Source organism: Mesobacillus sp. ABV4_180 (assembly GCF_056158485.1).
In genome coordinates this window covers 1430132-1451569 of sequence record NZ_JBSWTJ010000001.1, presented here as the reverse complement: position 1 = coordinate 1451569, position 21438 = coordinate 1430132, and the positions used below count along the sequence as shown (strand labels likewise).

Here is a 21438-nt window from a genome sequence, read left to right as displayed (position 1 = left end):
CTTCACACCTCTTTCAATCCAAGTCCCAAAGCCAAATAATGAGCACGTGAAATCTCACTTACAGCTTCAGGAAGGATTTTATCAAGAGTTACTACCTGGATCTCAAAGCGTTCGCCCATTTCACCGATGACCTTTGACATCAAAGGATGATCACCATTTAATAAGATTTTTGTGATGGAGTTTTTGCCATGAGTAAGAGAGTATCGATAAAAGTCTAGCAATTTATTGATTTCCTTATAGATATCTTCAAATTGATACATAAATTCGTTCGCTTCACCTATATAGTTCAGCTCGTGCTCCCCGGATATGCCCAACTTCACTTCCCAATCCGATTGCAAATCTACTGGGATATGCCTCATAAAGATTGGTATAGTCCCCTCGAAAATACACATACTGACCAATCCTAAGTCAAACTGGATCGTCATTAGTTTTTCATTCTCTTCAGCCAAACCAAGAGAGTGATAAAGTCTATACGCGGCTAGCGGAGATATGTCTGCAGCCACCGGTTTCAGCTTTGTTTCCTTTAGGAGATTCGCATATTCAGATACATACTCTTCAGGTGCAGCGAACAAAAGGATTTCCCTTTTTTTGTTTTCTACACCCAGTGACACGGTATCAAAAACAGGCTCATCAAAAGGCAGATGAATGCTTGAACCTAACTCGAGATAAAGGTATGAATGAATCTCGTCATCTTCTACATCAGCAGGTATCGATACTTTACGAATGATCACCAGCGAATCAGGGACCAGGAACCTGACTTCCCTATTCTTAATTCCCCAATCAGCAATACATTCGTCAAGAATGATCGAAAGAGTTTCGACATCCTGAATTTTACCATCCGAAATAATGCCCGCAGGAAGAAACCGTTCTCCCTTAGCAGATACGACAATTGGATTTCGTTGTTTCAATTCAACGTATCGGATAGAGTGATCATTTATTACAAGATTGATCATCTTATTTCGCACGGAAAAGATGGATAAAACCATGAGAAAAACTCCTTCAATTAAAATCCTGATGTTAATAGATTAATATATAGTGCGACCAATCGATCGCCAAAGAAATAAGCTGCAAGGCTACCAACGGCAATAAATGGACCGAACGGAATAGCCTGTTTCCGTTTTAGAAAACCAAAAAGAAGGCCAATGACACCGAAGAACGCTCCGAACAATGTGGATAAAAAGAAGGAAAGAAGCAGCAGTCTGACACCCAGCACGAAGCCGATCACTGCAAAAAGCTTAATGTCGCCTCCACCCATGCCACCCTTGCTGACAACAGCGATCAATAACAGGAGAAAGAAGCCCACCGCAGCACCAGCGAGGGAATCCCACCACGGTGATAGAGGAAGAAAAATCCGTTCAATAAGAAAGATACCAGCAAAGAAAATCAGAACCTTGTCAGGAATGATCATATAAGCCAAATCCGAAACTGTAATGATGACAAACATTGATAGGAGAGTTAACGCAATCACAAGCTCAACATTCCAGCCAACGATTAAAGACGCAACCCCAAAAAGTAGGCCAGTCAACAACTCAAAAAAAGGATAAACGGGCGAAATGCGCGCCTTGCACTGGCGGCATTTCCCCCTCTGAAGAAAATATGATAGTACCGGAATCAGTTCCCAAGCTGTCAATTGATGACCGCACTTCGGACAAGACGAGCGCGGTGCAACAATTGACTTCCCTTCTGGGACACGCAGGGCTACTACGTTGTAGAAGGAGCCTAGGACTGTACCGTAAATAAAAATTATTAAATAAATCATTTATAATCTAATATTTCTTTTTCTGTAGCACTACCATCTTTTGTGCCTTGCTCAACTAGAGTTACTGCATCGTGTCCTGACAAAGTATATATATATTTACCAGTATCTGTTTTATCAATAGTAACAACAAAAGTATCATCTTTAACATTATCTAAATAGTCCGTTAGAGCAGCAAGATTAGTTAGAGTAGTATCTCCCGGATCTTCGGATGCAACATATAATCTTGCAGCGCTAATAATTTGTTTTGCCTCTGCAACTTTTGCGTCTTTTTCAGTATTACTAATAATTTTTCCAATACTAGGAACCGCAATCGCAGAAATAATCCCCAAAATCACAATTACAGCCAATAACTCAACTAATGTCAACCCTCTTTGATTCTTTAATCTTTTCTTTAATGTTTTGAACATTTTCTCCATCTCCTTTTAGTTATTTTTCCCTATGACTTTTGTCATATGTATCTATCAACCAGTATAAATGATTGATAGAAAAAATAGAATGAAAATTAGTATAATTTGTTTACTTTTGTCAGTGTTAATTTACGTGATTGAAGATTTCAAACATCGGTACCATTATGGCGACGACAATTGTGCCGACTAGTGCTGCAAGCAGGACGATCATTAACGGTTCGATTAATGATTTTAACTGGTCCGTGCTGTGTTCGACTTCTTTCTCGTAAAAGTCTGCCACTTTGCTTAACATGGCGTCCAATGATCCAGTTTCTTCGCCTATTGCAATCATTTGAGTAACGAGAGGTGGAAATGCCCAGTGCTTTCTCATTGGTCCTGTAAGTGACTGTCCTTTTTCCAATGAATCTCGTGAATCTCTCAGCACTTTGGCAAGCACCTCATTTTCGACTACTTTTTCAACAATTGAAAGTGCCTGCAGGATTGGTACGGAGCTTGCAAACAATGAACTTAAAGTCCTTGTGAATCTTGCAATTGCTCCTTTTTGAAGCAGCTTCCCGAAAACAGGGATTCGTAACAGAGCATAATCAAGATAATATTTTGTCTGGATATTTTTCTTCAATACCATGATTAGCAGTGAAACCCCCACAACAAACAATAATATGAGCCACCAAAAGGATTGCATAAATTCGCTGGCATTCAGAACAAATTTCGTAATCACCGGAAGTTCTCCGCCAAAGTCTGAGAACATATCGACAAATGTAGGGACGACAGCCACCAGCAGGAAAATGACTACTATGATCGCTAATGCCCCAATTACTGCAGGATAGCTTAATGCTGCGACAATTTTCTTCCTTGTATTATGCTGTTTTTCAAAGTGGTCTGCTAGTCTTTCCAATGTTTCATCCATGTTTCCGCCAGCTTCTCCGGCTTTAATCATATTGATATACATCGGTGAGAAAATTTTACTGTGTTTTGCTGAAGCTTGTGACAGCGGATTCCCTTCACGCAACTCTTGCTCAATATCAATCAGGGCTTTTTTTAACGCTTTACTGTCTGTTTGTGCCGCAAGGATTTTGGTCGAGTCAACAACAGATACACCTGCTTTTAAAAGCGTAGCAAATTGTCTCAGGTAAATGACAAGGTGCTGCAGTTTAACAGGATTGCCAATCGTTATTTCTTTCGTCAACAATGATTCCTGTATTTCTATGATTTCAGTTGTCCTGATTCCTTCTGAGCGCAGCTTCTCCAGAGCTTCCCTTTTGGTAGAAGCCGTAATCGTCCCTGAACGTTTTTTTGTCCGGTCTCTGCCGGTATATTTGAATCTAGCCATAATTTACACCATAGTTTCCTGTAAATATGGCTCTGCAGTTTCCTTGGAAATGATGCCTTTTTGGACAAGATCCTTAATATCCATTTCAAGAGTGTGCATGCCATAGGAGCGAGAGGTTTGCATGATGCTGATGATTTGATGGATTTTTTCATTTCGGATCAAGTTGGCTACTGCCGAATTATTGATTAAGATTTCTGTCGCTCCAATCCGCCCTTGTTTTTCGATCGTCGGAAATAATCGCTGGGATATAACAGAGACGAGCACGGATGCAAGCTGAATACGAATCTGAGCCTGCTGGGCTGGTGGAAAAACGTCGATAATTCGATTGATGGTAGCAGGGGCACTTGATGTATGCAATGTGCCAAAAACAAGATGACCAGTTTCAGCAGCTGTAATTGCAGTCTGAATTGTTTCCAGGTCACGCATCTCTCCTACCAGAATCACATCAGGGTCCTGGCGGAGTGCCGCCCTTAATCCGTTGGCAAAGTTATTCGTGTCAAATCCGACTTCGCGCTGGTCTATAATCGAACTGCCATGCTTGTGTAAATACTCAATTGGGTCTTCAAGAGTGATGACGTGTTTTCTCATTGTTTCATTCATATATTGAATCATCGCTGCTAGTGTTGTAGACTTCCCGCTTCCTGTGGGTCCCGTCACCAGGACCAATCCCTGAGGCTTCTCTGCAATTTTCTTCAATATTTCCGGGAGTTCAAGATCTTCAATTGTCGGGATGCTTGTTGGGACAATCCGTATCGCCATTGATACACAGCCTCTTTGATGATAGGTATTTACCCGGAAACGAGATACCCCGGGGAGTCCGTAGGAAAAGTCGAGTTCTCCCTGTTCTTTAAAACGTGACCACATTTTTTCTGGTATAATGGCTCTTGCCATGCCCTCGGTTTCCTCTGGAAGAATCAATTCCTTGCCATATTTTCTAAGCTCACCATTAATTCTCATAACCGGCGGCACGCCAACTGTTATATGTATATCGGAAGCTTTCAGCTCAAAACCAGCTTGAAGCAAACGGTCAATTTTTTCTTTCATCTTTTCTCCCCACTATTCTGTAATGGCAACACGGAGTACTTCCTCGGTGGTCGTCAATCCTTGCTTTACCTTTAATAAGCCATCATCGATCAGGAATATGGTTTTATTTTTCACGGCAATTTCACGCAGTTTGGTTACTGACTCTTCATTCATAATCGCCCGGCGCAACTCTTCATTTACCGATAAGACTTCATGGATCGCTAATCTGCCGCGATACCCTGTCATGTTGCAGGATGCGCAGCCTCTTCCTCTCCATACTGCAGAAATCTCAATCCCTCTTTTTGAAAAAATATCAAGTTCCCGTTTAGTAGGGGGATGGGATTCAGCACAATCACGGCATACTCTCCGAACAAGCCGCTGAGATACGACTCCGCTTAAAGAAGATGCAACCAGGAATGGTTCAACGCCCATATCTATCAGTCTTGAAACCGAGGTCAGCGCATCGTTTGTATGCAAAGTACTTAGTACCAGATGACCGGTTAATGAGGCTCTTATTGCTACCTCAGCTGTTTCCTTATCTCTTACCTCCCCGACCATGATAATATTAGGATCCTGCCGCAGAATGGACCTTAAACCGGCTGCGAATGTCATGCCGACATTCGGATTGACCTGGATTTGGTTGATTCCTTCAATTTGATATTCCACTGGGTCTTCTATCGTAATGATATTGACTTCATCACTGTTCAATTTATTTAAAGCAGCATATAAGGTGGAAGACTTACCTGATCCTGTTGGCCCTGTAATTAAAACAATCCCATTTGGCCTGGTAATCATATTGGAAAATCTGGTTAAATTAAGAGTATTGAACCCTAGCTTGTTGAGATCGTTCAATGTGCTGCCCATATCAAGCAAACGCAACACGATTTTTTCTCCATAGACTGTAGGAATTGTAGATACCCTCAAGTCGACAGGATGGAAATCAAGGTTTACTTTGAATCGCCCATCCTGCGGCACCCGATTTTCTGTAATATCCAAATTGGCCATTATTTTTATCCTTGCCGTCAGGACATTCTGCATATGTTTCGGAAGAACTCTTTCTACGCGCAGCATTCCATCGATCCTATAGCGCACCACGACTTTTGTTTCCTGAGGATCGATATGGATATCGCTCGCCTTGCTAGTCCCTGCATTGGTCAACAATTGATTGACCAGCCTGACGATTGGGGAATCTGCTTCGGTAACCTTATCTTCTTTCACAGGCTCGAGTATATATTCTTGCCCGATTAATTCTTCAAACTCTTCGTCGATTTCATAGTATTTATTGATTGCACGTATGATATCATCCTTGGTCGCAATCGCAGTCTCTATATGAAAACCTGTTGACAGCCGTAAATCATCTATCGTGTAAAAATCCATGGGATCAGACATAGCTACATAGAGTTTATCTCCCTCTTTTTTAAGCGGGATAACCAGATTCCGTTTGGCTGTTTCCTTCGAAATTAGTGTGAATAAGCTCGTATCAAAAGGATATCTGTATAAGCTTATATGCGGGATACCAAGCTGGAACTCCAGCACTTCAATTAATTGCTGCTCTGTTATATAACCTCTGTGAAGCAAAGCATCTCCCAGCTTTTGTTCAGCCGGTTTCTCCTGAAGGGTGGCCTTGAGCTGATCTGCAGTCAGCAATCCAGATTCAATCAATAAGTCTCCCAGTCTTCTACGAGTTTGTTTCATCTGTTCGCCTCCTGTCTATTTTGGCTCTTCATTTGGTTTGCCCCACAGCCTGTCCTCAATATTGTCTGTCATTTCTGGAGAATTTTTATGCTCTTCTGCTGCAGGCAGCTGTCCATCTGTGCTATCTATTTGGTTTGCATTCGTCGTACTGTTATTCAAATCTGTGTTGGGCAGTGATTCCGGATCCGTTTCTTCCTGTTGTCCCATTTGGACATTTGGATCGATTCCGTGGACTTCTACTCGATGAATTGGCTGATAGAAATCTTCAGCTATCAATTCCGATTCGATCAACTCACCTGAGGATGTAAAAGATTCGCGATATACTTTAATCAATAAACCTGGTTTCCCTTCCGCTTCAACCGACTTTTGGTTTGGCCCAAGAAGCGGGGTATACCGCTTGATCATCCTTGGTTTAAACTCTTGTTTTTCTGTAAGATTTAACCGGTAATCTGAGGAAAAGGGTACTCCTGATATAGAAATTTCTAATTGGCCCTTATTTATTGATAATTTAATTTCGTAACGAGTCTCGTTGGGATTGTAAAATGAAAAATCTATATCCTTTGTGAAATCAACTCTTGCTTCAAGGCCAGACTTTATATTTTCAGGCAGTTCACGGCCGATGTTTCTTTCGGTAATCGTGAAGTTAGTTGACATCAATACTTCAAAAAGACCGGATGAAACAATGCTTAACTGCTGAGAAGATAACTGATTCATTTCTTTCTCTTCAACTAACGCTTTTAAAGAAACGTTAGAAAGCGGATCCACTGGTATTTGAGCAAGTTCCTGTACGAATGTTTCAATGTCAGAAAACTCCTCAGATAACTCTCTTGTTGCTGAGGCAACGACCACAGGATCTTCTTTTGGCAAAAAGTCTTCTAACCTGATACTAATTGACAGTTCAAGTTCGGATGCTGCTGAGGATAAACCGTTCAGCAAACCAGCCATATCCAGTACATCTATTTCTATTGATGGAGCCACCTGGTTTAAAGCTTCTTCTATTTTCTTTTGATTCACTTCCACAATCAAAGGGTTTTCCTTACCATCCAATGCTGATTCAACAGATTCATTTACTAAGTATATAAAGCTGTTTGCATCAATCTTTTGGCTGTTCCCTTTATATGTAAGTTCAAATGATGCACTCTCTTGCCAACTCTTGATTTGTTCTTTCAGCAATAAATTGGCCTGTTCAATCGATTTTCCTGAAAGGCTGATCCTGCCGATCGAAGTTTGTTCATCATATGTATCCTTTTCGATAAATGAGCTATAAACAACTGTAGAAAACTGGGAGAAACCAAATATAAAGAGAGCGGCAATGGTCATAATTACTGTAAACCTGAAACTTTTAATCTTGTCCATCATCATACCCCTCCCGATTATTTGGCTTCTATAAAATCCCACAATTCTTGTTCTTCATCGTTTGATTTTTGTTGAAAATCCAGCATCTTCTCAATATCTTTTAGATATCCATGTTGGGGAACTGGGGAGTCTTCTATTACACTTTCTTGCTGACGTTCTAGAAATTCAAGATCATCCACTATTTTCGGTTTAATCAATCGGTGTTCAGGCAGATCAATTGTATGTTCATCATCATTCTTTTGTACAGAATCTGTGTTAATAGATTGTGATATTACTTCATCAAGCGCAGGAGCTCCGCTAACATTTTCATGATTGTTGATTACTTCAGCATACCCGTATATCCCGCTCTGTTTTTCAGCTAAGAACCCTGTTAAGATCGAGACAAGTAAAATCACAAAAACCGCTTGCCAGTAAACTAGCAATTCGCCTGCACCTACGCCAAGCACCCCTATTAATAAAGCGCCAATAGCTGCATTCCATTTTCCGCGTCTCGTTAATCCCAGTGGAAGAAAAATGATGAGTGGGATGACAATTACAGATGCGATCATTGAGAAGAAAAACTCTATCATTTCCACACCTCATTTATAGTTATTGATACGATGCATCAAGAAGCATACTATTAACATCCCATTCAGGCATCTGGGCCTCCTTAGGATAATAAATAACTTTCTTAGCATAAATTCCACTATAATGATTGGTTGACGATATTGCTCCACAACTTCTTGAGGTGGTAGTGACCGTCCCTTCTACATCTCCATAAACCTTTAAGGTGCCTTCAATACAAAGAAGCCCCTGGTTTCCGTTCTCTTGCTTATTCTGTTTTACATCAATGTTTTCGATATAAGCGTCTCCGTATACGATAACATCGCTATTACTTTCAATAAACGAATCACCTTTTAAAAAAAGATTGCTTTCAAATTTCAATACTGTGTTAGAATTCGCTGTGAATCCTTTCATAAAATAGGTGTCTTTTTTAAACACCGGATCATGGTTGGATGGTATTTTCACATGAGAAGTAAACAACAGAGAGGTATTAAAAGGTCCTCTGGAATCAATCGAATCATCATCCTTCACTGCCATTTCCTTGTCGGGGTCAGGGAATTTCCCGTCAAATTCTCCCCTTGAAACCTTTAACTCCGCGGATATCCTGCTCTCCTGTTGGTCTTCTGCAAAACCAATTGATGTAAAGGTAATCTTTATATCCTCTTGCCCCTGTAAGGTGGAAGAAGTAATTTCTACATCTTCTATTTTGTATAATGGGTAGGATTTATTCTTTTTCACATTGAAAGCGTTTTTGAGCGGCAGTTTATTTCGAAGCGCTTTATCGGTATCTGATAATGAAGCTTTTTTATTTTTCACAATTATTTTAGCTGCCTCCCGCTTCATATGGGTCACACCCATCTCCGCAAGATTAGTAGCTTTAATTCCACTTCCAGTATGAGCTATCTGTTTAGAGTTATTAGCTGCCATCCCAACAATGGCAATTCCGATGATGGAGAAAACCGTCATCATCAACAATACCACCAGCAGCACGGACCCATGTTCATTTTTCCTCATCAGAGATTCCCCTTGCAAATAGAGTTCTCAACGTATAGGAGTGTTCTCCCTTTTTTATCATCAATGTTAACTCCAGAGGCAATTTAGTATCGATTTGCAATCGTTCTCCTGCATATGTATGATTCTCATAGACTATTTCCGCTTTATAGATATAGCTCTTGGAAATGGCCTTGCCATCAACTATCACTTCATCCGTTTTTATTTCTAGTTGATAAGCAGGTTCTTTCAGGTGCTTATTCCGGATTGTTTTGGCAATTAGTTGCGCTTCCTGCTGAAGGAATGCATCCTTCTTGCTGCTTTCGCCCTGTTTGACACCTGTTTGAAAAACAGAAAATACTAGGACAATTATAATTCCTGTCAATGCCAGGGCTGCTAATAATTCAACAAGGGTAAAACCGTTCCTTTTCATTCAGGCGTTCACTCCTTGTAGCCAAATGTCTCATAGACATTTTTATATGTACCACTACTTTTTTCTTGTATTGAAACTACAACGATATTCAGATCTTCCGGCAAAGTATCATTGTATAAATCTGCTTGCATGATTTTGACAGCAGGAAAATACCTTTTTTCTCCAACTTCAATGTAGAATCGTTCGCTAGATGAGAAATCAGTACCATATAATTGATTCCAATCCTCAATTGTTAAATCTGTACTATAAGGGGACTTTTTCACTATATGCAAAATTTCCTGGCTTAGCTGCGCAGCAGAACTTCTTTCTTCATTATCCGAGTTAAAAATCTTTGCCTGCAAGAAAAAGCCCGTGAAGGAAAGGAGTACGATCGACAGCAGCGCAACTCCAAGGGTAATCTCAAGCAAATGATAACCTTGCTGATTTAGTCGTGTATGCATCGGCCGCTCCTTTCTAGCACTCAAGCACCCGTACTTTCTTCCTATTATACTAGCAAATAACAGTATATGACACTATGAATCTGCAGCAAAAAACATTAATTGCAAGATTATAGATAAGAAAAAATACCACCTTTAAAAAGTGGTATTTCGTTTATTTTACATATTCCGCAACTCGATTCCGTCCAGATCGCTTCGCACCTACATACAGTGCTCTGTCTGCATGCCTGATCAGGGCAAGTGAGTCATCTGCATCCTGTGGGGCGGTGGCTACGCCGATGGAGGCTGTTATATCGACGAATAGCAGCCTGCCTTCCTGGTCCATTGATTGGAGAAGGGTGAATGGTTCATTTGCGATGAGCTGCCTGATTTGTTCGGCTAGTTTCAACGCATTGCCCTTCATCATGTCCGGAAGGAGGATGACGAACTCTTCCCCTCCGTAACGGGCTACTGTTCCAATCTCACCGATTCTTTCATTAAGGCGGACTGCCAGTTCACATAAGATTTCGTTTCCACTTTGATGTCCGTATGTATCATTAACTGACTTGAAGTGATCGATGTCCAGAAGTATTAAGGAAAGTAAGTCTCTTTCGCCTTTCTGCAGTTTTTCGAATTCCGATGTCAGCATGTTTTCAAAGTAGCGATAATTGTATAGACCCGTCAATGCACAGCGTTCACTGTTTTCCTTCGTTTTTTCGTAATGCCTTGCGTTTTCAACAGCAATCGCAAAATGTGAGCAAAGGATGTCGACAATCATCAGCTGCGATTTTTCAAATGCCCTCTTCTTGTTTGCTGCAAGGACAAGGACACCGACTACCTGATTGTTCCTGACGATTGGCACACTCAGGATGCTTTCAGCGCTTGAAGGGATATAGCCCGAATTGATATGCTTCCACTCTTTTTTGGAATGGAAGAGCACTGGCTTTTTCGCAGACCAAACAAGTCCGCTTATTCCTTGGCCTTTTCCAAGCGTCTTCTCATCAGGTTCCATTATTTCCCCGAATTCCACTTTATGAATCAGCTTCAGTGCCTTTTCATCTATTACATCCAATATATAGGCATAATCCACCGGCAGCATTTCGATCAGCTTTTGGACAAAGAGATCAAGTACATCATTTGCTCTCTGCCTTTCTGCCAGCTGGTGCCCAATCTCAGCAGCACTTTGTAAAAATTGGTTCACCTTGCCGCTGGAATAATAGAGACTGAGAATGATAGATAGACTTGCAAAAGGAATCCCTACAAACAAAAGAGAATAGAGTCCCATTTCACTTTTATATAGTTCGTAAAGCACAAACCCGATCGGGAAGGTAATCAATGTCGTTACTGTTTCCCAGATGAAATCTTTCCCGAAATAAGGTCCCTTCAGTTTTAAAACGACTGCTTGCAATAATAAAAGGAAAATTGTATTGACTCCATAATTACTGATGCCATATACAGTTCCAAGTATATAAGTATATGGATCCTCTGCTAGATGATCGCCATGGGTCCCGCCCAAAGCATAAAACACTAGCCCACTCAGCAATGATACGATAAAAAACATTAAAGAGTTCAATGGAAATCTGTACAAATCAGACTTTTGCACGCGAAGCCTCATTAAAAGGATCAGCACCGAAATCTGCATCAGAACCATTTCTACAAAAATACCGTATGACAGGAATACAGCGAGTGAAACCCACTGAATCAGGAAGATCGGTGTATTATTGACGACCATTGGCATGGCAGCCACCACAGACATCAATATGAGGAAAGTGAACACTTCCCACACCGATATATTGCTTGAAGGTGGATAGACTTGATAGGTTACCCAGATTCCAATCGGTACAACCAGGAGCCAGGCAAACCAAATTGATTTTTTTATTAATGGAGATATCTTCATCTACCCACCTCCTTTCATTTAGGTAAAAAGTCATGGTTTTTTTAATAGTTTAGCAAACTTTTTGTCGAATGTCATAATTTTCTTATTAATTTTCCAGAAGGTTCACGAGTACGGGTTTTGCCTCTGAAAGAAAGTAAAGGGAACCTGTTACGATTAGTATTTCATCGCTTGTTAATCCATTTACTTTCCGATGAAGGAAGTCCTTGTAATCGACTGCAATGTTAAGGTTGCTGTTGTTTCCAACTTCCATTAGTTCTTCCGCAGATGCTGCCCGCGGAAAGTCGAATGTTGTGAAGGTCAGTTGATGTGCAACCTCTTCAAGGGTCGCGATCATCTTGTCCAATTTCTTGTCTTTAAGAGCTGCAAAAAGAATACTAATCTTTTTATCGGCAAATCGAGATTTTATTTCACTTGCCAGGGCATTTATTCCTTCTTCATTATGAGCGCCATCGATCAAAACAAAAGGGTCCTCACTCAGGAGCTCAAGCCTGCCCGGCCAGTACGCTTTAGTGAGTCCTTCCCGTATATGTGATTCATCAATTATGAAGGAATAGTAATTCGAAAGGACTTGAGCAGCCATGACAGCACATGCCGCATTATCAACCTGATGGGACCCAATCATTGATGTCTCCAGTTTCTCAAATTGACCAAACATGCTTGAAAAGTCAAATTGCTCCCCTTGCTTCAATGAAAGCCGGTAACCAGTTGTAAAATCTTTTTCCAGCTCGTATATCGGGGACTTCCCTTCAAAAGCTTTCTTTTTGATCACTTCAAGGGCAGCAGGCTGATTTACTCCAGTAATGACACTTACCCCATTCTTGATAATGCCTGCCTTTTCAAAAGCTATTTCTTCATAGCTCTCACCCAGAATCGCAGTGTGATCCAGACCAATGCTCGTGATGATCGAAAGCAGCGGATGGATGATATTCGTGGAATCGAATCGGCCGCCGAGCCCCACCTCATAAATGACGACATCAACAGGAGACATTTTCGCGAAGTAATAAATCGACATGGCTGTGATCACTTCAAATTCAGTCGGCCCACCGAGTTCCGTTTGATCCAATTCGTCTGCAAGCGGCTTGATTGCATTGGTCAAATGTATTAATTCCTGGTCGCTGATCGGCTGGCCATTGATGCTGATCCGTTCATTGAATTGCTCGAAGTACGGCGAGGTAAAGGTTCCAACCCTGTATCCGGCAGATTCAAGGATATTCCGAAGAAATGTGACTGTTGAGCCTTTTCCGTTCGTCCCGCCAACATGGATCGTTTTGATTCTACGTTCCGGATGATCCAGTTTTTCCAGCATCCATTCCATCCTTGCCAGGCCTGGCTTGATTCCAAGCCTTAGTCTTGCATGGATCCATTCAAGTGCCTGTTCATATGTCTCATACAATTCCAACACCCCAATTCATGCTGAAGACGAACCAATAATGGTTCGCCTTCAGATTTGTTATTCATTATTTAGCTTCTTAACTCATTGATGCGAGCTTCGACTGCTTCACGTTTTTCCAAGTAGTCTTTTTCCTTCGCGCGTTCTTCTTCAATGACTTTTTCAGGAGCCTTTTTCACAAAGCCTTCGTTTGCAAGTTTCTTCTGGACGCGCTCTACCTCTTTGTCCAGCTTCTCTTTTTCCTTTTGAAGGCGGGCGATTTCCTCATCGATATTGATCAGGCCTTCAAGCGGCATGATGATTTCTAGGCCGGTAGCGACAGCTGTCATCGCTTTTTCTGGCGCGTTCACTTCAATGCCGATCTCAAGGTTCTCTGGATTACAGAAACGGACGATATATCCGCGGTTGCTTTCAAGAGTGCGGAGAGTATTTTCATCCTTCGCCTTCAGGAACATATCAACCTTCTTGCTAAGAGGTGTATTCACCTCAGAGCGGATGTTCCTTACTGAGCGGATCACTTCAACGAGCAGTTTCATATCGTCCGCTGCTGCTTTATCAGTCAAAGCTGGGTCAACCTTCGGCCAGCTTGCAACTGTAATCGACTCACCCTGATGAGGCAGGTTCTGCCAGATTTCTTCTGTAATGAATGGCATGAATGGGTGAAGCAATCGCATCGTGTTATCAAGAACATATGCAAGGACTGATCTTGTTGTCTTCTTGGCAGCTTCGTCATCACCATAAAGCGGAAGCTTCGCCATTTCGATATACCAGTCGCAAAGGTCATCCCAGATGAAGTTATAAAGCGCTCTGCCAACTTCACCGAACTCATAGCGGTCTGACAGTCTTGTCACAGTCTCGATCGTTTCATTCAGCCTTGTTAAAATCCACTTGTCGGCAACTGACTTATCGCCGCTCAAATCGATTTCTTCATATTTCAGGCCGTTCATGTTCATAAGGGCAAAACGGGAAGCATTCCAAATTTTATTGGCAAAGTTCCATGTTGCTTCTACTTTCTCAGTGCTGTAGCGAAGATCCTGCCCCGGTGCGCTTCCTGTCGTCAGGAAGTAGCGAAGCGAGTCAGCACCGTACTGGTCGATGACATCCATCGGATCAACACCGTTGCCGAGTGACTTACTCATTTTCCGGCCGTCTTCTGCACGAACGAGACCGTGGATCAATACATCGTTGAATGGGCGCTTTCCAGTGAACTCAAGCCCCTGGAAAATCATCCGGGAAACCCAGAAGAAAATAATATCATACCCTGTTACAAGGGCATCGGTTGGATAGTATCTCTTATAATCTGCTGCATCTTCATTCGGCCAGCCCATTGTCGAGAATGGCCATAGTGCCGAGCTGAACCATGTATCAAGAACGTCATTGTCCTGCTCCCAGTTCTCGAGATCCGCTGGCGGTTCGTGGTCAACGTATACTTCTCCTGTTTCCTTATGGTACCAGGCCGGAATTCGGTGGCCCCACCAAAGCTGGCGTGAAATACACCAGTCGCGGATATTTTCCATCCAGCGCATATAAGTGTTTTCGAAGCGCTCAGGTACGAAGTTTACTTTTTCTTCCTTGCTCTGCAATGCGATTGCTTCATCAGCAAGCGGCTGCATTTTAACGAACCATTGAGTTGATAAGTACGGTTCTACTACAGCTCCGCTGCGCTCAGAGTGCCCTACTGAGTGCATGTGCTCTTCAATTTTGAATAGTACATCTTGCTCTTGAAGGTCCTTGACGATTTGCTTGCGGCATTCGAAACGGTCCATACCCTGGTACTTGCCAGCTCTGGCATTCATAGAACCATCTTCGTTCATGACAAGTACTCTTTCAAGATTGTGGCGGTTGCCAATTTCAAAGTCGTTAGGGTCATGGGCTGGCGTGATTTTTACTGCGCCAGAACCAAATTCCATATCAACATAATCGTCACCAACAATCGGGATTTCACGGCCCACGATTGGAAGGATGACCGTTTTGCCAATTAAATGCTTATAACGGTCATCTTCTGGGTGAACTGCAACCGCAGTATCGCCAAGCATCGTTTCCGGTCTTGTCGTTGCAACTTCGATGTGGCCGCTTCCGTCTGCCAGAGGATATTTCATATGGTAGAATGCGCCCTGGACATCTTTATGGATAACCTCGATATCGGAAAGGGCCGTTTTTGCTGCAGGGTCCCAGTTGATGATGTATTCTCCGCGGTAGATCAATCCTTTGCGGTATAAGGAAACGAATACTTCCTTAACAGCCTTTGAGAGACCTTCATCCAATGTGAAGCGCTCACGGCTGTAGTCAAGTCCAAGACCGAGTTTTGCCCATTGCTTGCGGATATGCTGTGCGTATTCTTCTTTCCATTTCCATGATTCCTCAAGGAATTTTTCACGGCCAAGTTCATAGCGGTTAATGCCCTGGCTGCGAAGTTTCTCGTCAACCTTCGCCTGTGTGGCGATTCCCGCATGGTCCATGCCCGGAAGCCAAAGAACATCGTAGCCCTGCATCCGCTTCATACGAGTAAGGATATCCTGGAGCGCTGTGTCCCACGCATGGCCAAGATGAAGCTTTCCTGTTACGTTTGGCGGCGGAATCACGATTGTGTAAGGTTTCTTCGTTTCATCGTCCTTTGCTTCGAAAAACTTCCCGTTGATCCACCATTCATAGCGTCCCTGCTCAATCGAAGACGGATCGTATTTAGTCGGCATTGACAAATTCTCTTCCATCATTTCTTCCTCCATTCAAGTACTTTCCTTTAGAAAAATAAAAAAACTCCATTCGCCATAAAAGGACGAATGGAGTATGTTCGCGGTACCACCTTTTTTCCCAGCAAGAATCAAACATTATGCTGGCTCAAATCTGGATAACGGCTCTTCACCGGTGCCTGTTACTGGGAGAAACAATCCGTTCCCAGGCGCTGCTCAAGGGCGACCTTCCATGGTTCAGCTTAGAAGTCCTCTCAGCTACTGGACTTCCTCTCTAAAAACTGGGTGCGCATGTACTCTTCCCTGTCAAAGCTTTGACTTTATTGTATTTTTGTATATTAGATATACTACCCAAAAAAGGGGAATGACGTCAATCATCATTTCCTATTTTTTATTATTTTATACTTTTTCGCCATGCTGTGCCAATAAATAGCACATTTTGGGCCGATTACTCATAGTATGAAAAAAGGGATATCTGATTGTTTGGAGGGATGGCAATGAAGAGACGAAGGTATAATCCATATGTACTCCCGAGGTGGGCGAGGACGGCACGGGCAATCTGTGTTCAGCTGATCATTCCTTTTTGCGTGTTCCAGGGCCTCCGCACCCTTTTCTTTCCGACGACATTTGATGTCTTCCTATTATCGATTTTCATCCTGATTGCACTGGCAATAAAATTTGAAATTATTTAAGGAGCCACGAGCGTCGTTTAGCTCTGGGCTCCTTCTTGTTTTGCCTGCTCTTTCTGTTTTACAATTTCATCAATTTTCATTACCACATAACCTGTATTGCTCAAAAGCCAATACTGCCGTTGCAGCTTTTGGACAAACTTTCGCTCATCCACTTCTTTCTTTCGCTGGTGATAGGTTTCTGCAACCCTTAATATACCGGATGGGAAAGCCAGATAGCTCATGAATAATTGCATTTCGTCATCCCTGAACGGAAAATACTTGAGGTACACATTGATCCAATCTATGATTTCATCTCCGTATTTTGGCTGTGTTTTCAATGATCTCGCCAAGAATGGCAGCAAATCCTGAATCGGTGAACCTTGACGGGCCTTCTCAAAATTGATGAAATAACCATAGCCTCTTTCATCGTAGAGGAAGTGCTCAGTAGATACTTTTCCATGCAGCGTAACTGTCCTCGTCTTCTTTTGTTCCTTCGTTTTTTCATTCCAGCTCTCAAGTTTTTGCTTTGCAAAAAGCATCGCCTGGCGAATCTGAGTGTAGTATAGGCAAAACAGCAGCTCAAAAGGAGACATATATACCCTGTTTTCACAGCTCTCAAGAAATCCGGTTACGAACTCCTCTTCCTTTTCCCATTCTTTTAAAGTCTGGTTATAATGCTCTTCCTTCACTTCTGCACTGGTTTCCACTTCCTTTGCCGACAATGTATGCATTCTTGCCAGTTCCCTGAACAGCTGTTGGTGTTTTTCCGACCGGTCTTCCTTTATTTCATTCGGCATCCACGGCATCAGGTAATAAAGAGATTTATTGTTCAGGACGGCGTATCGTCCATCATTTGATGGGTATACAGGCACGATCCGGTTATAGCCCCTCTGATATAAAGTCTGGATATGCCTGATAAAATCGGTACCCTCATACGGATGGATTTTCTTCAGTGCGAATGTTCCCGTTTTTGTATAAATCTTTTTTACTTTACCAAAATCCTCAGCAAAATAAGGCTCAATCGGATATTGCTTCAAAACGGCGGCTTCGTCTTTCAAAAAATTGCGATCATCCATAGGATCACTCGCCTACTTTCTGGACTTCATACACGAAATAGTGCTGGGCAGGTGTCAGACACCTGCCCATTCAAACAGTTGAAGCAAGCCAGCAACCAAGCCAGCCCTGACAACCAGCTTTTACTGGACAAGGCGTTGCTCCATTTAATTTATTTAATGATGAACAGCCACTCCAGGAACATATAGAACCTGGCCTTCATGGACTTCATGGTCAATGCTCAGATGGTTCACTTTCAGCAGCTGCTGAACCGGCACGGCATAACGCTCAGAAATGGATTGAAGCGAATCGCCCTGCTGGACAATGCAAACTCTAATCTTGGCAACTTCCGATTCCTCTTCTTTTCTGGCTAAAAATTCCGCAATGGAAATTCCCTTTTTCATATTTGGCTTTTTCTTTTTCATAGCTGGTGAAGAAGAGGAGCTCTCGACTTCGGCTTCTTCCACTTGAGGAGGCTGGTTTTCTGCCTGCGGTAACTCCACTGTCTCAAGCTCAACCTCTTCTGCTTCCGCTTCAACCTCCTCGACAGGACCCTGTTCGTTCCTAAAATCACTGTTGGAGTATTCCGTAGCTGCCTGCAGCTCTCTTGCTGCCTGGACAGCAGATGTTATAGTTTCTTCCGCCGCGCCTGTTTTCCTTGCTTCTGCCCTGAACGGCGCATATAATTCTTCTTCGAATGATTCTTGTTCTTCATGATTCAATGTTTCATTTTGCTGGACAAATGAGTAGGCCGGAGCTTCCGGGAAGTCTGCCTCCTCAGCATGTTCTTCGCTATTGTTCTCTGCCCCCGCTTCTTCTGCTGCATCTTCACGGTAGCTAATTTCCAGCTCTTCGGCTGCCTCTTGGTTATCTGCTCCCTGCTCGGCCTCATGCTGCTGCTCGCCATATAAACCAGTAATCGCCAGATCGGCATTAAGCTTCAGACGGTCTTTCTCGGGGAAGACATAATCAAATCCTTCAACCTGGATATCAATATCATAAATGCTTTCGATCCGGTTTTTCGGAATCGTGATATCCACCGGAAAACGGTGAAGGAATTCATATACCCCTGCTTCTCGCTCCATGACAGAATGCACGTACTTTAGAGCCGGAATTTGATCCTCCGCATTGTCCTGCTGTTCATAGCATGTATATTCCCCAGTTAACTCCAGCGATCCGCGAATGGATACATATTGCTCATTTTCCTGGATAGTAATATTCGGATCGAGTGAAATCGAGACTAGCTCCGCGACTTCCTGTCCTCTTTGAAACCACACAGACTCCTCTAATGAAAATCGCAGGCACGATTGATTTCCCTGAGACAAAGCGACTCCTCCTTTCATTCCTTAAACGTAAAATCACTATGTCATTAACACTTTATGAGTATGTATTTGCTTTTATGATAATTTAGAACATATAAAAAAAGACACTTCTCCAAAATAGAGAGTGTCTTGTTTGAATTATTTATTCTGCAGCTTTGAGAATGCTTTCTCGGCTGCTTCGATTGTTTTTTGCAGGTCTTCGTCTGTGTGGGCTGTTGACAGGAACAGTCCCTCAAACTGTGATGGCGGAAGGAATACACCTTCATTTGCCATTTCACGATAGTATTCAGCGAAGAATTCAAGGTTCGAAGATTTGGCAACTTCGTAGTTGATGACATTGTCATTTGTGAAGAAGATGCCGATCATCGATCCTGCACGGTTGATGGTGTGCGGAATGCCGTATTTTTCAGCTGCTGCTTTAAGACCGCCCTCAAGGATGTCCGCTTTGCGTTCAAATTCCTTGTATGTTTCAGGTGTCAGCTGCTTCAATGTTTCCAGCCCAGCTGTCATCGCAAGCGGATTACCGGAAAGAGTTCCTGCCTGGTAGATTGGGCCGCTTGGAGCGATTTGCTCCATGATTTCTCTTTTACCGCCGTAAGCTCCTACAGGTAGTCCTCCGCCGATTACTTTACCAAGGCAAGTAAGGTCAGGTGTGACATTATAATAGCCCTGGGCACAATTATATCCTACGCGGAAACCTGTCATGACTTCATCAAAAATCAGGACTGTTCCATATTGAGTCGTAATTTCGCGAAGTCCCTCAAGGAAACCTTCTACTGGTGGCACGACGCCCATGTTCCCGGCAACAGGCTCAACGATTACGCCAGCAATATCATCGCCGAACTGCTCGAATGCGTAACGGACGCTTTCAAGGTCATTGTAAGGCACTGTGATCGTATTTTTTGCCACACCCTCCGGAACACCTGGGCTGTCAGGCAAGCCAAGTGTAGCTACTCCAGAACCCGCTTTAATGAGCAATGAGTCGCCATGGCCATGGTAGCAGCCTTCGAATTTAAGGATCTTATTCCGGCCAGTATAGCCGCGGGCAAGGCGCAGAGCACTCATCGTTGCTTCAGTACCTGAAGATACCATTCTCACCATTTCAATGGACGGCACACGGTCGATGACCAACTGCGCAAGCTCATTTTCCACAACCGTAGGTGCACCAAAGCTTGTTCCAAGTTCAGCAACCTTTTTGATTCCCTCGACTACCTTGTCATTCGTATGTCCAAGGATCAGCGGTCCCCAAGACAGCACATAGTCGATATATTCATTGCCATCGATATCATAGATCTTTGAACCCTTTCCTTTTTCCATGAAGATTGGATCCATTTTAACTGATTTGAATGCACGGACAGGGCTGTTCACTCCGCCTGGCAGAAGTTCTTTCGCTTCTTTGAAAGCTTCAATCGATTTATCGTATGAGCGCATATATTAATCCCTCATTTCTTTTGGGTGTTTTTTGCCTTTGTAAAATTATTATTGCTCTAACAGCCAGCGCGCTGCGTCTTTTGCATGGTAAGTGATGATCAGGTCTGAGCCTGCACGCTTCATTCCAGTCAGCATTTCCATAACGATGCTTTTCTCGTCGATCCAGCCATTTTGCGCTGCTGCTTTGACCATTGAGTATTCACCGCTGACATTGTAGATTACGACTGGCAGGTTAAAATTGTTTTTTACATCACGGACGATATCCAGGTACGGCATTCCCGGCTTCACGATCAGGAAGTCAGCGCCTTCCATGACATCGGATTCTGCTTCACGCATCGCTTCAATCCTGTTTGCTGGATCCATCTGGTATGCTTTGCGGTCACCAAACTGCGGTGTACTTTCAGCTGCTTCACGGAATGGTCCATAAAATGCTGATGAGTATTTTACAGCGTAAGACATAATCGGCACATCGTGGAAACCGGCCTCATCCAATGCGAAACGAATAGCGGCAACAAAGCCATCCATCATGTTGGATGGCGCGATGATGTCTGCGCCCGCTTTTGCCTGGCTGACTGCAGTCTTCCCTAGCAACTCCAATGACGGGTCATTCAGGACTTTTCCATCTTCAATCACGCCGCAGTGTCCATGGCTTGTGTATTCGCATAGGCATGTATCTGCGATGACAACCATGTCAGGGAAATCCTTCTTAATGACGCGGATTGCTTCCTGGACGATTCCATGGTCATGGTATGCCTGGCAGCCTACTTCATCTTTCTCATCTGGTACTCCGAATAGCAGGACTGATTTGATCCCAAGTGATTCTATCTCGGCCATTTCTTCTTTCAGATTATCAAGTGACAAATGATAGACTCCTGGCATTGAAGATACTTCATTCTTGATTTTTTCACCTTCAACGATGAAAAGCGGATAGATTAAATCTTCTGTCCGCAGATAGTTTTCACGTACAAGTGCCCGCATATTCGCTGATTGGCGAAGGCGGCGGTGGCGGCTGAATTCAAGGTGTTTCATAGA

19 protein-coding genes and 1 other annotated feature are annotated in these 21438 nt (G+C 43.0%); of the genes, 1 reads left to right on the top strand and 18 read right to left on the bottom strand.

What is annotated here, in order from left to right:
- Positions 1 to 2: 2 nt before the first annotated feature.
- From pilM to ACXAEA_RS07115, 14 genes are all read right to left on the bottom strand, one after another.
- Entirely contained in the window at positions 3 to 986 is a 984-nt protein-coding gene (gene pilM / locus ACXAEA_RS07180) for a type IV pilus biogenesis protein PilM (RefSeq protein ID WP_475095222.1), read from the bottom strand.
- A gap of 17 nt (positions 987 to 1003) precedes the next feature.
- The gene (locus tag ACXAEA_RS07175; RefSeq protein WP_475095221.1) at positions 1004 to 1759 is read right to left on the bottom strand and encodes a prepilin peptidase; all 756 of its coding nucleotides are present in this window, start codon (positions 1757 to 1759) and stop codon (positions 1004 to 1006) included.
- Positions 1756 to 2166, bottom strand: a complete 411-nt coding sequence (locus tag ACXAEA_RS07170; RefSeq protein ID WP_475095220.1) for a type II secretion system protein — start codon at positions 2164 to 2166, stop codon at positions 1756 to 1758. Before ACXAEA_RS07170 ends, ACXAEA_RS07175 begins: the two co-directional genes overlap by 4 nt.
- A 124-nt stretch (positions 2167 to 2290) precedes the next feature.
- A complete protein-coding gene (locus ACXAEA_RS07165) occupies positions 2291 to 3496 on the bottom strand; it encodes a type II secretion system F family protein (protein WP_475095219.1) in 1206 nt (401 codons plus the stop codon).
- Between the two features lie 3 nt (positions 3497 to 3499).
- Positions 3500 to 4540 (bottom strand): type IV pilus twitching motility protein PilT, encoded by a 1041-nt coding sequence (locus ACXAEA_RS07160; protein WP_475095218.1) that lies wholly within the window; start codon positions 4538 to 4540, stop codon positions 3500 to 3502.
- 12 nt (positions 4541 to 4552) lie between these two features.
- Positions 4553 to 6214 (bottom strand): GspE/PulE family protein, encoded by a 1662-nt coding sequence (locus tag ACXAEA_RS07155; protein ID WP_475095217.1) that lies wholly within the window; start codon positions 6212 to 6214, stop codon positions 4553 to 4555.
- A gap of 15 nt (positions 6215 to 6229) precedes the next feature.
- Positions 6230 to 7570: a hypothetical protein gene (locus ACXAEA_RS07150; RefSeq protein WP_475095216.1), complete on the bottom strand. Its 1341-nt coding sequence runs from the start codon at positions 7568 to 7570 to the stop codon at positions 6230 to 6232.
- Positions 7571 to 7587: 17 nt separating this feature from the next.
- Positions 7588 to 8139, bottom strand: coding sequence for a hypothetical protein (locus tag ACXAEA_RS07145; RefSeq protein ID WP_475095215.1), 552 nt, complete (start codon positions 8137 to 8139; stop codon positions 7588 to 7590).
- A gap of 19 nt (positions 8140 to 8158) precedes the next feature.
- Positions 8159 to 9127, bottom strand: a complete 969-nt coding sequence (locus ACXAEA_RS07140) for a hypothetical protein (protein WP_475095214.1) — start codon at positions 9125 to 9127, stop codon at positions 8159 to 8161.
- A complete protein-coding gene (locus tag ACXAEA_RS07135) occupies positions 9114 to 9536 on the bottom strand; it encodes a prepilin-type N-terminal cleavage/methylation domain-containing protein (RefSeq protein ID WP_475095213.1) in 423 nt (140 codons plus the stop codon). Before ACXAEA_RS07135 ends, ACXAEA_RS07140 begins: the two co-directional genes overlap by 14 nt.
- 8 nt (positions 9537 to 9544) lie before the next feature.
- Positions 9545 to 9976 (bottom strand): type IV pilus modification PilV family protein, encoded by a 432-nt coding sequence (locus ACXAEA_RS07130; protein WP_475095212.1) that lies wholly within the window; start codon positions 9974 to 9976, stop codon positions 9545 to 9547.
- A gap of 151 nt (positions 9977 to 10127) precedes the next feature.
- Entirely contained in the window at positions 10128 to 11849 is a 1722-nt protein-coding gene (locus ACXAEA_RS07125; RefSeq protein ID WP_475095211.1) for a sensor domain-containing diguanylate cyclase, read from the bottom strand.
- Between the two features lie 85 nt (positions 11850 to 11934).
- Entirely contained in the window at positions 11935 to 13242 is a 1308-nt protein-coding gene (locus ACXAEA_RS07120) for a bifunctional folylpolyglutamate synthase/dihydrofolate synthase (protein WP_475095210.1), read from the bottom strand.
- 68 nt (positions 13243 to 13310) lie between these two features.
- Entirely contained in the window at positions 13311 to 15953 is a 2643-nt protein-coding gene (locus ACXAEA_RS07115; RefSeq protein WP_475095209.1) for a valine--tRNA ligase, read from the bottom strand.
- Positions 15954 to 16008: 55 nt separating this feature from the next.
- Positions 16009 to 16248: a binding site (T-box leader), on the bottom strand.
- A gap of 178 nt (positions 16249 to 16426) precedes the next feature.
- Between ACXAEA_RS07115 and ACXAEA_RS07110 the strand changes: the two genes are divergently transcribed.
- Positions 16427 to 16621 carry a hypothetical protein gene (locus ACXAEA_RS07110; RefSeq protein ID WP_475095208.1) on the top strand — a complete coding sequence of 65 codons (195 nt, stop codon included), beginning with the start codon at positions 16427 to 16429 and terminating at the stop codon, positions 16619 to 16621.
- A 17-nt stretch (positions 16622 to 16638) separates the two neighbouring features.
- Here ACXAEA_RS07110 and ysxE read toward each other — a convergent pair whose 3' ends face one another.
- The 4 genes from ysxE to hemB form a co-directional block, all read right to left on the bottom strand.
- Entirely contained in the window at positions 16639 to 17676 is a 1038-nt protein-coding gene (ysxE, locus tag ACXAEA_RS07105) for a spore coat protein YsxE (protein ID WP_475095207.1), read from the bottom strand.
- Between the two features lie 153 nt (positions 17677 to 17829).
- Positions 17830 to 18978, bottom strand: a complete 1149-nt coding sequence (gene spoVID / locus ACXAEA_RS07100) for a stage VI sporulation protein D (RefSeq protein ID WP_475095206.1) — start codon at positions 18976 to 18978, stop codon at positions 17830 to 17832.
- A gap of 135 nt (positions 18979 to 19113) precedes the next feature.
- Complete coding sequence (gene hemL / locus ACXAEA_RS07095) at positions 19114 to 20406, bottom strand: glutamate-1-semialdehyde 2,1-aminomutase (RefSeq protein WP_475095205.1); 1293 nt, start codon at positions 20404 to 20406, stop codon at positions 19114 to 19116.
- Positions 20407 to 20454: 48 nt separating this feature from the next.
- Positions 20455 to 21435 (bottom strand): porphobilinogen synthase, encoded by a 981-nt coding sequence (gene hemB, locus ACXAEA_RS07090; RefSeq protein ID WP_475095204.1) that lies wholly within the window; start codon positions 21433 to 21435, stop codon positions 20455 to 20457.
- Positions 21436 to 21438: the final 3 nt, after the last annotated feature.